This is a genomic window from Streptomyces sp. NBC_00829, from assembly GCF_045161795.1.
Taxonomy (GTDB): domain Bacteria; phylum Actinomycetota; class Actinomycetes; order Streptomycetales; family Streptomycetaceae; genus Streptomyces.
In genome coordinates this window covers 4,698,697-4,713,538 of record NZ_CP108867.1, presented here as the reverse complement: position 1 = coordinate 4,713,538, position 14,842 = coordinate 4,698,697, and the positions used below count along the sequence as shown (strand labels likewise).

13 protein-coding genes and 3 pseudogenes are annotated in these 14,842 nt (G+C 68.1%); 10 read left to right on the top strand and 6 right to left on the bottom strand.

Going from position 1 to position 14,842, the window contains the following annotated elements; genetic code table 11:
* Positions 1–7 precede the first annotated feature (7 nt).
* The 3 genes and pseudogenes from OG293_RS20825 to OG293_RS20815 all read right to left on the bottom strand — a co-directional run.
* Positions 8–727: a potassium channel family protein gene (locus tag OG293_RS20825; RefSeq protein WP_406000289.1), complete on the bottom strand. Its 720-nt coding sequence runs from the start codon at positions 725–727 to the stop codon at positions 8–10.
* Positions 720–908 carry a potassium transporter TrkG gene (locus OG293_RS20820; RefSeq protein WP_406003657.1) on the bottom strand — a complete coding sequence of 63 codons (189 nt, stop codon included), beginning with the start codon at positions 906–908 and terminating at the stop codon, positions 720–722. The genes OG293_RS20825 and OG293_RS20820 overlap by 8 nt, the downstream gene beginning before the upstream one ends.
* Before the next feature lie 142 nt (positions 909–1,050).
* Positions 1,051–2,079, bottom strand: a pseudogene (locus OG293_RS20815) (potassium transporter TrkG); the annotation flags it as partial.
* Positions 2,080–2,952: 873 nt separating this feature from the next.
* Here OG293_RS20815 and OG293_RS20810 point away from each other — a divergent pair.
* From OG293_RS20810 to OG293_RS20785, 6 genes are all read left to right on the top strand, one after another.
* The gene (locus OG293_RS20810) at positions 2,953–4,194 is read left to right on the top strand and encodes a cation:proton antiporter (protein WP_406000288.1); all 1,242 of its coding nucleotides are present in this window, start codon (positions 2,953–2,955) and stop codon (positions 4,192–4,194) included.
* Positions 4,181–4,432, top strand: a complete 252-nt coding sequence (locus OG293_RS20805; protein ID WP_406000287.1) for a CBS domain-containing protein — start codon at positions 4,181–4,183, stop codon at positions 4,430–4,432. The genes OG293_RS20810 and OG293_RS20805 overlap by 14 nt, the downstream gene beginning before the upstream one ends.
* On the top strand, positions 4,429–5,727 hold the full coding sequence (locus OG293_RS20800) for an SLC13 family permease (protein WP_406000286.1): 1,299 nt from the start codon (positions 4,429–4,431) through the stop codon (positions 5,725–5,727). Before OG293_RS20805 ends, OG293_RS20800 begins: the two co-directional genes overlap by 4 nt.
* A 3-nt stretch (positions 5,728–5,730) precedes the next feature.
* A complete protein-coding gene (locus OG293_RS20795; RefSeq protein WP_406000285.1) occupies positions 5,731–6,021 on the top strand; it encodes a hypothetical protein in 291 nt (96 codons plus the stop codon).
* Positions 6,022–6,132: 111 nt separating this feature from the next.
* Positions 6,133–6,618 (top strand): CBS domain-containing protein, encoded by a 486-nt coding sequence (locus OG293_RS20790; protein ID WP_406000284.1) that lies wholly within the window; start codon positions 6,133–6,135, stop codon positions 6,616–6,618.
* Positions 6,615–6,968, top strand: coding sequence for a hypothetical protein (locus OG293_RS20785; RefSeq protein WP_406000283.1), 354 nt, complete (start codon positions 6,615–6,617; stop codon positions 6,966–6,968). The genes OG293_RS20790 and OG293_RS20785 overlap by 4 nt, the downstream gene beginning before the upstream one ends.
* A gap of 634 nt (positions 6,969–7,602) precedes the next feature.
* Here OG293_RS20785 and OG293_RS20780 read toward each other — a convergent pair.
* Both OG293_RS20780 and OG293_RS20775 read right to left on the bottom strand, forming a co-directional pair.
* Positions 7,603–8,133, bottom strand: coding sequence for a MarR family winged helix-turn-helix transcriptional regulator (locus tag OG293_RS20780; protein ID WP_406000282.1), 531 nt, complete (start codon positions 8,131–8,133; stop codon positions 7,603–7,605).
* A 66-nt stretch (positions 8,134–8,199) separates the two neighbouring features.
* Positions 8,200–9,003, bottom strand: a pseudogene (locus OG293_RS20775) (PP2C family protein-serine/threonine phosphatase); the annotation flags it as partial.
* A 301-nt stretch (positions 9,004–9,304) separates the two neighbouring features.
* On the opposite strand from OG293_RS20775, the gene OG293_RS20770 reads away from it, so the two are divergent.
* The 3 genes from OG293_RS20770 to OG293_RS20760 are packed head-to-tail and all read left to right on the top strand — an operon-like array spanning position 9,305 to position 13,600.
* Positions 9,305–10,471, top strand: coding sequence for a glycosyltransferase (locus tag OG293_RS20770; protein ID WP_406000281.1), 1,167 nt, complete (start codon positions 9,305–9,307; stop codon positions 10,469–10,471).
* Between the two features lie 45 nt (positions 10,472–10,516).
* Positions 10,517–10,813 carry a trypco2 family protein gene (locus OG293_RS20765; RefSeq protein ID WP_406000280.1) on the top strand — a complete coding sequence of 99 codons (297 nt, stop codon included), beginning with the start codon at positions 10,517–10,519 and terminating at the stop codon, positions 10,811–10,813.
* Between the two features lie 3 nt (positions 10,814–10,816).
* Positions 10,817–13,600: a tetratricopeptide repeat protein gene (locus OG293_RS20760; RefSeq protein WP_406000279.1), complete on the top strand. Its 2,784-nt coding sequence runs from the start codon at positions 10,817–10,819 to the stop codon at positions 13,598–13,600.
* A 231-nt stretch (positions 13,601–13,831) separates the two neighbouring features.
* Here OG293_RS20760 and OG293_RS20755 read toward each other — a convergent pair.
* Positions 13,832–14,025: pseudogene (locus OG293_RS20755) on the bottom strand (hypothetical protein); the annotation flags it as partial.
* 292 nt (positions 14,026–14,317) lie between these two features.
* Between OG293_RS20755 and OG293_RS20750 the strand changes: the two are divergent.
* The gene (locus OG293_RS20750) at positions 14,318–14,827 is read left to right on the top strand and encodes a nitroreductase family deazaflavin-dependent oxidoreductase (protein WP_406000278.1); all 510 of its coding nucleotides are present in this window, start codon (positions 14,318–14,320) and stop codon (positions 14,825–14,827) included.
* Positions 14,828–14,842: the final 15 nt, after the last annotated feature.

Below are 14,842 nucleotides of genomic sequence, written 5' to 3'. Positions count from 1 at the left end.
GTACGTCTCAGCTGAGCTCGGCGAACGCCTCCACCGCCTGGGTCTTGCCGGTGACGATGATGACGTCGCCCCTTTCGACCACGGTCTCGGCTGTCGCGTGGGTGAAGTCCTGGCCCGGTCGCTTGATGCCGACCACGGTGATGCCGTATTTGCTGCGCACCCGGCTCTGGCCAAGCGGGACGCCGGTGGCGATGTCGGGGACGACGGTCTTGACGAGGGCGTAGTCGTCGAACTCGATGAAATCGAGCATGCGACCCGTGACGAGATGCGCGACGCGCTCACCCATCTCGTGCTCGGGCAGCACGACGTGGTGCACGCCGAGCCGTTCCAGGATCTGCCCGTGCTGGCGGCTGATGGCCTTGGCCCAGATGTTGGGAACGCCCGCCTCCAACAGGTTGGAGCTGATCAGTATGCTCGCCTCTATATCGGTGCCGATCCCCACGACCGCGCGGGAGAACTCATGTACGCCGAGTTGGCGCAGCACCTCAGGGTCGGTGCAGTCCGCGACTGCGGCATGGGTGAGAGTGTCGCTGTGCTGTTGCACCAGGTGGGCGTCGGCGTCGATGCCCAGGACGTCCCAGCCCCGCCGGGTCAGCTCGTGGGCCAGTGAGCTGCCGAACCGGCCGAGGCCGATCACCGCGACGCGTTGGTCGTGGCCGGGCCGGGCGTACTGGTCCGCGAGGCGCTTACGGCGGTGATGGCGCAGATTGCGCAGGTAGTTACCCAATGACAGGTCGCTCCTCGGGTAGCTGGTAGCGGCGGGTCCGCTCGCGAAGGGCGAGGGCCGAGACCAGGGTGACCGGCCCGAGCCGGCCGACGAACATCAGCAGGATCAGTATCAGCCGTCCGGAGACCGTGAAGTCGGCGGTGATCCCCGTGGACAGGCCGACGGTTCCGAACGCGGACACTGCCTCGAAAAGCACAGCCTCGAACGACGACTTCGTGACGGTCAGCAACGCGAGTGTGGCCGGCGACGACCAGCCCCACGCCCAGCAGTGCCACCGTCAGCGCCTGCCGCAGGACGTGGGGTGCGAGGCGGCGTCCCGGGATGCTGGAACTGGGCTCGCCGCGTACCTCGGCGAGTATGGCCGCGGCCAGCACCGCGAACGTCGTTACCTTGATGCCGCCGGTGGTACCCGCGCTGCCGCCCCCGACGAACATCAGCATGCAGGTCATCAGCAGCGTCGATGCGTCCAGCGCACCGATGTCGACGGAGTTGAACCCGGCCGTACGGCTCATCGCGGAGTAGAAAAACCCGTTCAGCAGCTTCTCGTCGACGTCAAAAGGCCCGAGAGTCCCGGGGTTGTCCCACTCGAGAAGACAGGTGAGCACCGCACCCGCTAGGAGGAGGGCGGCGGTGGTGACCAGGGTCAGCTTGGCGTGCAGGGACCACCTGCGCCGTCCGGTCGTACGCCGCCGGTGCCGGTGGCGCAGCAGTTCCAGCAGAACCGGAAAGCCGATACCGCCCAAGATGACCGCCACCGAGATGGGGAGCGTCACCCAGGCGTCCTGCGCGTAGGGGCTCAGGCTGTCGGCGTGCAGTCCGAACCCGGCGTTGTTGAACGCCGAGACCGCATGAAAGAACCCGAGGTATACCGCGTCACCGATGGAATTGGCGTAACCGAACCGGAAGCGCAGCGCGAGAATCGCCCCCACCGCCAGCTCCACAGCAAGGGTGGTCGCCGCGACACCGAGCAGTACCCGCCGTACGTCACCGATGCCCAGGCTCTTGGTCTCCGCCTGCGCGGTGAGCTGCATCCGCAGGCGCAGCTTGCCGGAGATCAGCAGCGCCAGCAGCGACGCCAGGGCCATGATGCCGAACCCGCCGACCTGGATCAGCGCCAGGATCACGCCCTCGCCGAACCCGCTCCAATACGTTCCCGTGTCAACCACGACGAGACCGGTAACGCACACCGCCGAGGTGGAGGTGAACAGCGCGGTGACAAAGCCCGTCGCGCTCCCCTGCTCGGACGCAATGGGCAGCGACAGCAGCACAGTTCCGCCCAGGATCACGGTGGCGAAGGCCAGCACGACCGTACGGGCCGGGTGCGTGGTGAACAGCGACTGCCGCACCCCCATCGTGCCTACCGTCACCTGTCGCCTTTCCACCACGCTGCATACCGTCCGCCCGGGCCCTTGCATTGACACCCCGTCAAGGCTCCGCGGGCCGTCACCCTACCCCCGCCACCTGGGATTCGGCGTAAACCCAGCCGCGCGCCAACTGGGCACGGGAATGTTCTTCGGGCAGGGGCCCATGTGCGGGAAGAGCAGGCAAGAACAGGATCTGCCCTCGGCAGCCAAGACAGCGCGGGGTTGCCGTATCAGGGCACTGATTGGTTGCTGGGGGCGGTGGCACTATCTCTGCATCGGCGTGGCCGGCTCGCTCGCGTCCCCAACTCGGCCCTGGAGGGGAAATGTTCCCATGGCTGTGGATAACTGTCTGGTCGGCGATCGTGCTGCCACTGGCTGCGCTATTCCTGTCTGGGCGGGTGCCGCAGTGGATGCGACGGCATTCCACCCCTGGCGGACTCAAGGTGAAGGGGATCGCGGCCCTGGTCCTGTATGTGGCCCTGCTGATCCCACCCGTCACAGCCCTGTCCGGAATACGCTCCGAGGATGCGGACTTCTTGCGGATGGTCCTGGTCCCTGTGACCGTCATTGGCGGAAACGGACTCGTTCTCGGGGCGACCCTGTGCGAGCGTTTCAACCGCCGCGACGCCGAGCGCGCTGGGTCATCCGTCGTGCGCTCGACTTGGCGGGACGGTCGTGCCTGACAACCACGCGACGGAGCAGCACAGAATCCCTGCCGGGATCCGGCAACGTGACGGCGCCGCGGGTGCGCGCTGGAGATCTGTCAATGTCGCGTAAGGGACGTGTAAAGTCCAGCGTGGTGTGCCGGGAAGCCTGGTCGGCGAATTCGAGAGAACTCTCTTTGCCGATCGGGGGACCCTCATGGTGCTCGTTGCCGTCTTCGGAGTCGCACTGCTCATCGCGGTGCTGCTCTCCGGGCTCGCCGCACGTACCGTCCTGTCCACCTCGTTGCTCTTCCTCGTCGGCGGGGCGCTGGTCAGTGACGGCTTTCTCGGCCTGATCCACATCACGCCGGACAGCGAGATCGTCGCGGTCACCGCGGACCTCGCCCTGTTCGCGGTCCTGTTCACCGACGGCATGCACGTCTCCTTCCCGAAGCTGCGGGCAAACTGGAAGAACCCGGCCCGGGCTCTGGGCCTGGGCATGCCGCTGGCGTTTGTCGGCATGGCCCTGATCACGCACTACGTGGTGGGCTTCAACTGGACGACGTCGTTCCTGGTCGGCGCGGTACTCGCGCCCACCGACCCGGTATTCGCCTCCGCGATCGTCGGCCGCAAGGAAGTCCCCACCAAACTGCGGCAGTTGCTCAATGTCGAGAGCGGCATCAACGACGGCCTCGCCCTGCCGATCGTCCTGATTCTCATCGCGGCGGCCGGCCCCACGGCGGGCCCGGCGCACGCGTCGCTCGGGAAGATCGCCCTGGAGCTGGGAGGCGGCCTCGCCCTCGGCATCGTGCTGCCGCTGCTCGTCACGGGCCTCGTACGGTTCCGGCTGCTCGGCGCGGAAGCGAAGCTGCAGCCGCTGCTGCCGCTGGCCATCGGGATCATCCTGTACGGGCTGTGCCACCTCACCCACGCCAACCCCTACCTCGCGGCCTTCTCCGCGGGCGCGGTCCTCACCGCGGCCTCCCCGGAGGCGAAGGCGGCGTTCGAGCCGCTCGGTGAGGCGTTGGCAGAGCTGGCCAAGTTCGCGGCCCTGCTGGTCTTCGGCGCACTGCTCACCCCGCAGCTGTTCGGGGACCTGTCCTTCGGCGGGTACGTCGCCGTGGTCCTGGCGATCGTGCTCATCCGGCCGGCGTCGCTGCTGATCTCGCTCATCGGAACGCGGTTCGACCGCCGCGAGAAGCTGGTCGCGGCCTGGTTCGGGCCGAAGGGCTTCGCGTCGGTGGTGTACGGGCTGCTGGTGCTGCAGTCCGGGATCCCGCAAGGTCAGGAGGCGTACACCCTGATCGCGGTCTGCATCGCGGCCTCCATCATCGCCCACAGCAGCACGGACGTGCCGATCGCCCGCCTCTTCCACGTCGAGGACCTGACGGGCATCCCCGCCGACAATGACGCAGCGGAAGTTCGCCACAGCGAGGAGGCCGGCCATGCTCGCGCCTGACCTCAAGGAGCCCTACGCCTCCGTCTCGACGGACGACAACGCTGTGGACGCAGCCCAGCTGCTCGTCGAGCACAAGCTGCCCGCGCTGGTCGTGGTCGACTCCGATCAGCGGCACGCTCTCATGGCCCGGACCGACACCCCGCTGGTCGCCGTCATCGAACGCGACGGGGACCAGGCCCGGCTGGTGGGCGCCATCACGGCCGCCCGCCTGTTGGAACGACTCATCGGAGGATCGTGAACGACTGGCAGAGCTGGGCCGCGATCGTTGTCTTCGCCGGCACGTACGCCCTGATCATCAGCGAGAAGATCCACCGGGTGGCGGCAGCACTCGGGGGCGCCGGGCTGATGCTGGCGATCAGGGCGACCGACGACGAGTCCGCCTTCTACTCCGAGCACAGCGGCATCGACTGGAACGTCATCTTCCTGCTGATGGGCATGATGATGATCGTCGGCGTGCTGAAGAAGACCGGCATGTTCGAGTACCTGGCCATCTGGTCCGTGAAGCGAGCCAGGGCCAGGCCCTTCCGGGTGATGGTCATGCTGATCGTGATCACCGCGGTGGCCTCCGCGCTGCTCGACAACGTCACCACCGTGCTGCTCGTCGCCCCGGTCACCCTGCTGGTGTGCGAACGGCTCGCCCTGCCGGTCGCCCCGTTCCTGATCGCCGAGGTCCTGGCCTCCAACATCGGCGGTATGTCGACCCTCGTCGGCGACCCGCCGAACATCATCATCGCCAGCCGGGCGGGCCTGACCTTCAACGACTTCCTCGTCCATCTCGCGCCGCTGTCCGCTCTGCTGATCGTGGTCCTGATCGCCATGTGCCGCTGGCTGTTCCGCAAGTCCTTCGTCTACGGCGAGGACCGCGCGGCCGAGGTGATGGAGCTGGAGGAACGCGAAGCCATCCGCGACCCCCGGCTCCTGGTCCAGGGCCTGATCGTCCTGGCTCTGGTCGTCGCCGGATTCGTCCTGCACCCGGTGCTCCACTACGAGCCCAGCGTCGTCGCGCTGCTGGGCGCCGGCCTGCTCATCGCCCTGTCCACCGCCGAGACCGGGGAGGTGCTGGCCGAGGTCGAGTGGCCGACGCTCGCCTTCTTCGCTGGGCTGTTCATCATGATCGGCGGGTTGATCGAGACCGGCGTCATCGGCGAGGTGTCCAACGCCCTCGCCGACGCCATCGGCGACAACGAACTGGGCGGCTCCATGCTGCTGCTCAGCGCCTCCGCCGTGCTGTCCGGCATCATCGACAACATCCCGTACGTCGCCACCATGGCGCCCATCACGAGCGACCTGGTCGAGGCGATGGGCGGCGACACGAACCACGTCATGTGGTGGGCCCTGGCCATCGGCGCGGACCTCGGCGGCAACGCCACCGCGATCGGCGCCAGCGCCAACGTCGTCGTCCTCGGCATCGCCGAACGCAACCGAACCCCCATCTCCTTCTGGCAGTTCACCAAGTACGGACTCGTCGTCACCGCCGTCACGGTGACGATCTCGGCCGGGTACGTCTGGCTGCGCTACTTCGCCCTGGCCTGACCGATGACCACATGGACACAGGCGGCCCTCGCCTGCAGCATCATCGCCGCCGGGCTCGTCATCCGCACCGCACTCGGTGAGATACGCCGGCCGGGCACCGCCCGACAGCAATGGCGGTTCCTGACGAACAGAACGGCGGCGGTGGCAGGTGCCGTCTCTGCCGCTGCCCTGGGGTCAGCACTCGCGTGCGGCACAAGCGATCCGCGCCATTCGGTGTGGGCGCTGCTGGGCGGGGTCCTGACCGCGTTCATCGTCGACCGGCTCACGGACCGAACCGGGGACGGCCGGGAATGAACAGGGCCGGTGGGCACGCGCGCTGTATGTGTCGCGTCAAGGTCATCGCCGGGAGCCCGGCAATGACCGACGCTGGGAACAGAGACATCACGAGCAGACGAGGAGCCGGCCGTGCGCGCACGAGACCTGGCAGTTGACTACGAATCGGTGACCGTCGACAGCGACGCACTGGAGGCGGCCCAGCTGATGGCCGAGCACCGGCTCCCCGGGCTCCTGGTGCTGGACGAGCGCGGCGAACCCAAGGCGATCCTGCCCGCCTCCCAGATGGTCAAGGTCCTGGTGCCCGAGTACGTGATCGAGGACCCGACTCTGGCCGCGGTCGTCGACGAGAAGCACGCCGACCGCCTGTGCCAGGCCCTGGCCGGACGCAGTGTCGGCGACTGCCTCCCCAGCACCCCGTCCCCGCCGCCCATCGCGGAACCCGACGACACCGCGCTGGAGGTGGCCGCGCTCATGGCACGGGTCCGCAGCCCGCTGGTCGCCGTGGCCGAGAAAGCCAAGGACGGCACCCACCTGCTCGGCGTGATCACAGCGGCCCACCTGCTGCACGAGCTTCTCCGTGCGTCGGGCGGCTTCAGCGGCACGCTCCGAGCGTGACCGGATGGAGCTTCACCGTCGACCATTCCCTATGCTTCGGAGATCCGCCGATGTCCTTGTCCCTTGTTCTGCTTGCCCTCTGGGCCGTGGCATTCCTGACGCTCAGCGTGATCCTGTGCGTACGCGTGTGGCGCATACGGGACCTGCCCACGTGGCGCCGCTTGCTGCCTGCCGCGCTGCTGGGCGCGGCGCTGGCAGCCAGCCTCACCCGGGCCGCCGGAATCACGGTGATCGCATCAACCGTCGCCTTCCCTCTGAATATGGCGACACTGGTGGTCGCGTACGGCGAGATCCGGGCGCATCGGCGCTCGGCGAGGGCGGACAACCGTGCCAGGGAATTGGCGCCGTGACCCCGGCTCAATTGCGGCTTCCCAGGGGCTGAAGCAGGGTCCGCTCCATACGCCCCAGGAGTAGCTGTGCGCTGATGACGCCGTGTATCCGGGTGCCCCCTCCTCCCGTTCAGCCACTACGACCCCGGGTGAATCGGTCCGCAGCAAGAGCAGCAGGACCTGTGTCAGGGGCGTCTTCGGCGTGACGACCGCAAGTGCGGCCGCGTGCCCGCAGAGCCAGTCACCGACTCGCTTTCCGGCCAGGGCTCGTACGACATGGGCTTCCGCGAACGGCCCCGTGAGAGAGCAGCCCTGGCTCTGCTCGCAGGGAGTCCGAAAGCAGGTGTCCGAGGATGTCCCGAGCCTGGATGAAGGAATGCGGCTCGCCCGAAGAATCCACCATGACCAAGAAGGATTCGGAACCGGCACACAGCATGCGCGCGGCGACGATGGCATCGCAGTGAAGATCGACGACGTGGCAGGGTCTGGCGAAGTCCCTGGCGAGCATGAGCGACTCCTGTCCGGCATGGACATCCCGGGTGCCGACCAGACATCCCGGCGCTCCAGAGACAGCCTGCCCAGCCTGCTCATTACGCCATCTTTGCACAGTGCAAGCGAAAGGGGACCCGTTCCTGACGCGAGCCCGCAATATGGCTCAACTGCCCTGCGACGCGGCCATGTCCGTCCAGCCCAGCGGGTACAAGCCACCGTCCGCAGCCGGTACGGGCGGTTCTCCGCCGGCCTCGGTGAACGCGGTCAGCGCACCGATCAGGGTGGCGCGCTGTTCGGGGGCGAGACGCTCCACGATCGACGCGATCTCCTGTCGGCGCCTGGTGGTGACGTCCTCGACGAGCCTGCTGCCCTCGAGTGTCAGCTGCAGCACGGTTTCACGGCGGTTGTCGGGGTTGGTCTGCCGGTCTGTCAGGCCGGCAGCGATCAGCCGGTCGACCATGCGCATCGCGGTAGACGGTTTGACGCCGAGGCGGTCGGCAAGCTCCACGAGCTTGGCCGGGCCATGGGTGGACAGCACCACCAGCAGCCGGAACTGGGGCAGCGTCACCCGGTCCTCGACTGCAGCCAGGGAGCGCGCGGAGACGGCGACCAGCAGCCGGGACGCGGTCAGCACCGCACGGGTCACCGCGTCGACGTCATCCATGCCCTGTGAGGGCTGCGCTTTCTCGGCCATGCCTCCTTTCTACCGTGCTCCGGCCATGCCTCGGCCTTCACCCCGATGTCCCGACCAGAACCTCCGTCACCACCCTCGGTATCGGAGCAGGAGCATGGCCGCATCATCGTGGAGGGGGCCTTCGACGTGCTGGACGAGGTCCCGGCGCAGCGTCTGAAGAGCTGTCTCGGGGTCCGGGTCTTTGAGCAGGACGGCTCGCTCACCGAGGGGATAGAAGCGATTCGTGCGGTCCCGGGCCTCAGTGACGCCGTCGGTATAGAGCAGCAGCTGATCGCCGGGCGTGAAATCTGTCTCGTACGGCCGCGGTGCGTCCGTGCCGTGGATGCCGAGGCCGAGCGGCAGTGCATTGCGGGGTGGTGCGGCGAAGTGGACCGTGCCGTCGGGGCGTACGACCACAGGCGCGGGGTGGCCGTAGTTGAGCAGGGTGACGCTTCGGTCGCCGCTCACCTCGGCCAGCACAGCGGTGACGAACTTCTCGCCCTGCAGCTCCCTGTCCACCGCCCGTTCGATCCGTGCCCCGACCCGTCGCAGGTCGGGTTCGTTGTGTGCGGCCTCGCGGAAGGCGCCGAGCACGAGGGCTGCGGTCTCCACGGCTTCCAGGCCCTTGCCCTGCACGTCCCCCACGATCACCCGGACCCCGTCCGGTGAGGCGACGACCTCGTACAGGTCTCCGCCAATGCGTGCTTCGGCGACCGCCGAGGTGTATGAGACGGCCACGCGCAGATGTCCGGCACTGCGCGGTACCGGCCGCAGCAGTACGCGCTGTGCGACTTCCGCGATCGAGCGCACACTGGCGAGCTCGGCCTCCCGTCTCTGTCGCATGACCACGGCCAGCAGCCCGGCGGCGCTCACCCCGGCCACCGATGCCAGCACGCGTGTGACTGAGCATTTGATTTGGCGAGTTGAGCACGGGCCGGGCCGGGTACCGGTACTGCCCGGTTGTTGATGTTGGCTCAGGCCGTCCCGCACATACGGCTCGTGCTCTGCGGTGTGCTGTCGCTATGGGGGACGTACAGGTTGTCGATGCAGCGGACGGACCCATACCCCGATATCCGAAGTCGGCTACGAATTGTCGTCCTCTGTTGCGCAACGTCGCTGTCCTCTAGCCTCGAATCCGCGTAGTCATCCGGCAGTGGGGCGCGGGCATCACGCGCGACGGGGGGCCTCGGCTATGACGTTCACGATGTTCTGCGTGCTGTTGCTCGTGTCGTACGGCGGTGTCGGCGTGCTGCAGGAAAGCGCGCGGCGCCGTTGCCGGCCCGTCCGGCTTCGGCCCGGCTCCGAGGACAGCTCACGCCCCTGGCCCTCCGTCGACATTCTCATCCCCTCCTACAATGAGGAACCCGACGAGCTCGACGCCTGCCTGTCGGCCGTGGCCGCGGCGCAGTACGCGGGTCCTCTGCGTGTCTACGTCGTCGATGATGGATCGGCCCGGTCCGACGAACGCGACGTGGTGTACGGACGTAACGCCGGTCGCCCCGGATGGAGCGTCGTCCGCCTGACCGACAACCGGGGCAAGCGGCGTGCCCAGCACGCCGGGTTCGTCCTGGGGCGGAGCTCACTCGTGCTGTGCGTGGACTCGGACACGCGGATCGGCCCTGGTGCTGTCACCGCACTGGTACGGCATTTCGAGGATGCCGAGGTGGGCGCGGTGAGCGGCGTGCTGCACGGTCGTACCGGCGGTGTCCTCACCCGTCTGTGCGCGCTTGAGTACCTGATGGCCGACGGGTACCGCGCCAGGCAGTCGGTTGACGAGGCGGTGCTCTGCTGCTCCGGCGCCTTCTCCATGTATCGCCGCTCGGCGCTGGAGGCCGTGTGGCCGGCCTACCAGGAGCACCGGTTTCTCGGCGTTCCCTGCCGCCACGGTGAAGACCTCTATCTGACCAGCCTCCTGCTGGGCGCGGGGCTGCGGACACGGTTCGCCGCCGAGGCGGAGGCATGGACGACCGCACCCGACCGGCTGGGCAGGTACGTGAGGCAGCAACTGCGTTGGAGCCGCAGCTTCTGGCGTGAGCTGCCCCGGCTCGTGGGGCAGCTGCGCTCGCGGCCAGCCCGTCTGTCGCTCGATGTCGCCACGGGAGCCGTTCCACCGCTGTTGTACGTGATTCCGCTCCTGCTGTGGACTGCGGAGTCTCTGACGCACGCGGCGGTGGCGGCTGCCGTGTTCATGATGGCGGAGTCGGCGCTGACTTTCTTCCGTACCGGTGGGCACGCCCTGTGGGTGAGGTACGCGGCGCTGCGCGTGCTGGTGCAGATCCCAGTCCAGGTATGGGCACTGTTCACCGTGTACGACCAGGCGTGGATGACGCGTGATCCGGTCCGCCCATCGGCCCGGTGACCGTGGGTAACCCGCATGTGACCGATTCAGGGAGGTACGGCAGAGTTGATCGAGCTCGCAGCAGTAGTCGAGGCGATCCGGGCGGAGATCCTCGCGGCGATGTCCACGAACGACGACGGGGGCATCCATTTTCCTGTCGGCCAGATCCAGCTCCAGTTCCAGGTCGGGGTGACCCGGTCGGCGAACGGTAGGGCAGGACTCAAGTTATGGGTCCTCGAACTTGGCGGTGACAAGGGCAAGGTCCTCCAGGAGCTGCAGACGGTGACCGTGACACTGGAGCCGCCGGTCGACGACCACGGCAGGTCTGTCAAGGTGTTCCGTTCGAGCACGGAGAAGCCGTAGCCGATGACCGGGACGGTTTCTGCGGACGCCTTTGCCATACGGGCAGTTGAGGTGCTTCGCCGGTTCCCGACGGGGACAGGGCAGCGGTGGAGCGTCGGCTCCGGCTACCTCGTGGCGGCCGGGCTTGTGCTCACGGCCGGGCACAACGTCGGCCCCGGGGAGTCCACACAGCTGCTCGTGCGGTTCTTCGACGAGTCCGAGGCCGAAGCGACGGTCCTCGCACTGGGTCAGACTCCCGAGGACGACATCGCGCTGCTGACGATCGCCGAAGGCGGTCTCCCGGTGGGTGACTTCGCCCCGGTGCGCTTCGCGGTGGTCGACCGGACGGCCACACGGAATGTCACCGGATGCTGGGCGGTGGGGTTCCCCCGCTACAAGGAGACCGATGGCGTCGGCAGTCGTACGCCGCGCAGGCGCGACAGCGAGCACCTGGAAGGCGTGATCCCGCCGGGAGCGGATCTGCGCCGGGGGCTGCTCGGTCTGCGCGTCACCTCGACACCGGAGCCGGTGGCGTCTGCGGGAACGGGCAGATCCCCGTGGCAGGGCATCTCCGGAACGCTGGTGTTCGCCCACGATGCCCCTGCCTCGTCCCGCGCCATCGGTGTGATCACCGAGCACCACACACCCGAGGGACCGTCCTCCTTGACGGTCGTACCGGTGACTCGGGTGAGCGCGATCGGCGTCGACGGTGTGTCCCGCGTATGGGACCTGCTCGATGTGCCGGACCCCGCCGCTCTGCCACGGCTGCCTGCGGTCCCCACGTCCCAGGGGCCGTACAACACCGTGGCCCCGGGCTCCGGGGCGCGGTCGAACCTCAAGCGCTTCCTGGCCGACTTCGGCGGAAGGAAGGCGGAGCTGGCGCGGCTGAGCCGCATGCTCCGGCGCAGCTCCGGACGCGGTTCCACGATCATCGTCGTCTACGGAATGGGCGGTGTGGGAAAGACGTCGATCGCCAACCACCTCGGTCATCTCCTGGCCGACGACTTCCGCCACGCCCGCGTCTTCGTGGAGCTGGGCGGTACGGGGACGGCCGTGGTGCCGGTCGCCGCCGCGATCCAACAGATCTTCGACGCCTTCGGAATCCCGGAGAGCGAGATTCCGCAAAGTCCTGGCCAGCGGGAGGAGCTGCTGCAGTCGCTCTACCGTGTCGGCCCCACGTTGCTGATCATCGACAACGCGACCGCTGTGGACCAGGTCGAGGCGTTGCTGCCGAAGGAACCTGGACCGACAGCCGTCATCATCACCAGCCGGTCATCGCTGCCGAATCTGGACGGCGTACGGCGTGTTCCCCTCCGCCCGATGGAGCGCGACGAGGCGCTGGCCACACTCACTGGGCTCATTGAGGACGAGGGGCTCCTGGAGGACAGAGCCAATGCACTGCGCATCGTGGAACTGGTCGGCGGCCTGCCCTTGGCCTTGCGGCTCGTCGGGGCGCTGATGAGCGGACCGGCGATGCAGGGCAGGCCGCTGAGCGTCCTGGCGCGGCGCCTTGAGGACAAGGATCGCCTTTTGAGTCACCTGGACAATGAGGAACGCGGAGTGCGCGCCTCACTCGACATCAGCTATCAAACCCTGCCGGACGGCACTGCCGCCTGCTTCCGTGCCCTCGGGCTCGTTCCCGGCATGACCTTCACCGCGGACCTGGTGGCGGCGGCCACCGGAGCGGACGTGGCGACGGCTGATGCCCATATCACCGGGCTGCTCAACGCCCAGCTCCTGGAGACCGCCCCGCAGGATGTCGACCGCTACCGCATGCACGACCTCGTGCGCCTCTACGCCCGCCAGAAGGCGGCAGAGACGGACCCCGCGCCGGTACGTGACTGCACCGTCATGAACATAGTGAACTGGTACGTGGAAGCGTCCCGCATCAGCCTGGCACCCCCCTCGTCGCCGCACCGGCCGTCCCCGGCCGCGCTGGCCTGGTTCGGCGCCGAGGACCTGAACGTGATGGCAGTGTTGGCGGCTGCCCGGGACGCCGGGGCGTGGAAGGCCGTCGGCGCACTCGCGGAGGGACTCCGCCCGCTGCTGTGGTACCAGCGCCGATGGGAGGAACTGGCCAGCACGGAGCAGGGAGCCGTGGATGCCGCGAACCACCGGCAGGATCCGGAAGCCGCACTCAACGCCCTCATCCAGCTCACCGAGGCACGGCGGAAGTCCGGCAGCCCGGAGACGACCGTGGCTCTGTACGAACGGGCCGTGGAGATCGCGCACACCATGGGCGACCCTTCTCTCGAAGGCTGGGTGCTGACACACTACGGGGACATGTTCTGCGACCTCGGCCGCGCGGACGACGCGCTCGACCGCTACTCCGCGGCAGAGACGATGTTCAACAGCAGCGGCACCGCGGGTGACCTGGTCTGGCTGTCGGCGCACTACATCGACGCCTACCGCCAATTCGGGCGCCCCGAGGAGGCGGTGGCCGTGGCACAGCACACGCTCCCCCTCGCCCAGTCGCAGGCGGAAGCCGTCTGGGTGCACTGGCATGTCGCACTGGCCCAGGCAGATCTGGGCCGCTACGACGAGGCCGAGCAGTCCCTGCTGTTCTCGGTCGCGTACCACCGCACCATCAGCGACCACGCCGGCCTGGCGCACATGCTCCTGCTGCTCGGCGAGGTACGGGCCGAAGCCGGGCGCACCGGCCCCGCCCGCGAAGCGCTCAACGAGGCGCTCACCCTGGCCGAGGAGGTCAACGTGCCGCGCATGGTCCGTCAGATCACCGAAGACCTGGAACGTCTGCGCGAGGGGCGGCCGTTACGGAGCGCCATCTCCCACACATCGGACTTGTGACGCGGCGGCGACGGTTGGCTTCGCGCAGACGTCCGGACGTACAACTCCGCGTGCCGGGCCAGCTCAGCTCACGCCTGGCTGATGACAGTGTGGCGCAGGACGCCAGCGTTCTACCAGCAGCTCAAGCCAATGCCCGACGACTACGCCAGCCAACTCACCCGAGCCATCGACACCCGGACACTCCGGTCGCCAACTCGCGCGCTCACTCGCCACATGAAGCGCTCAGTCACAGAAGCCCCGGCGGCCGACGAACAGTTGGTTGTCGTACAGCCCGAGCCCCAGACACACAACGAGGGCGAGCCCTCCGATCAGGCCGTGCGCCGCCACCCGCCGACAAGTCCGGCGAAGGCGGGGCCGAGGGACACCAAGGGCAGGAAGCCGACCGACGGTCCCGCGATGACGTCGACCGCGGCAACGACCGCCATGACGGCGTACGGCAGGACGTACAGCAGAGAGAAGCGGTGCGATGTCTTCTCGGCCAAGGCGAACTCCTGCGGGGTGACAGGCGGTGCGAGCGGCTCCCGCTCGGCGGCCCTGCACGGCGCAGCGCAGACAAGAACCGGGGACTGAATGAGGCTTCGGTCCCGTCGTCGCTACCCCTCCTCGGCAAGCTTTAGCCTATGCAAAACTTTCCCTGCTGAAGCATTGTGTCCGCCGACCCGTTACCCGAACCGAAGCGGACGCGCCCGCCCACCACAGCGCACGACAGGAAGAGTCATGACATCGCGCAGCGAACCGAACCGGCCTCATGCACTGACAGGCTGGAAACGCAGCGTCGCCCGGCTTCCCGTGCACCTGTACCGGATCGGCCTGGGGCCGCTCTTCGGTAAGCGCCTGCTTCTGCTCATCCACGCGGGCCGCGTTTCCGGGACGTCCCGCGAGGTCGTCATCGAAGTCGTTGAGCACGACCCACGAGAGGGGACGTGGACCGTGGCCTCCGGTTTCGGCCCCACGGCGCACTGGTACAGGAACCTGCTCCACACTCCCCAGGCCACGATCCAGGTCGGCAGGCGCTATCACGCCGTCACAGCGCACTCCGTATCCGCCGAGGAGGGCGGCTGGATCATGGTCCGGTACGCAACGGCCCACCCCCGTCTGGCCAAACGGCTCTGCGGCTTCATGGGCTTCACCGTCGACGGCTCCATCGAGGGCTTCCGCCGGGCCGGGGAGTCGATCCCCTTCGTACATCTGCAATCCGGCCCGACCCCGCCGAGGCACGCCGAGTGAGGGGAACGATACGGC

Bases quoted from the DNA above. Each gene is read 5' to 3' on its own strand.
- OG293_RS20810 (WP_406000288.1), top strand. From the start codon at position 2,953: ATGGTGCTCGTTGCCGTCTTCGGAGTCGCACTGCTCATCGCGGTGCTG.
- OG293_RS20805 (WP_406000287.1), top strand. From the start codon at position 4,181: ATGCTCGCGCCTGACCTCAAGGAGCCCTACGCCTCCGTCTCGACGGAC.
- OG293_RS20795 (WP_406000285.1), top strand. From the start codon at position 5,731: ATGACCACATGGACACAGGCGGCCCTCGCCTGCAGCATCATCGCCGCC.
- OG293_RS20780 (WP_406000282.1), bottom strand. From the start codon at position 8,133: ATGGCCGAGAAAGCGCAGCCCTCACAGGGCATGGATGACGTCGACGCG.
- OG293_RS20770 (WP_406000281.1), top strand. From the start codon at position 9,305: ATGACGTTCACGATGTTCTGCGTGCTGTTGCTCGTGTCGTACGGCGGT.
- OG293_RS20760 (WP_406000279.1), top strand. From the start codon at position 10,817: ATGACCGGGACGGTTTCTGCGGACGCCTTTGCCATACGGGCAGTTGAG.
- OG293_RS20750 (WP_406000278.1), top strand. From the start codon at position 14,318: ATGACATCGCGCAGCGAACCGAACCGGCCTCATGCACTGACAGGCTGG.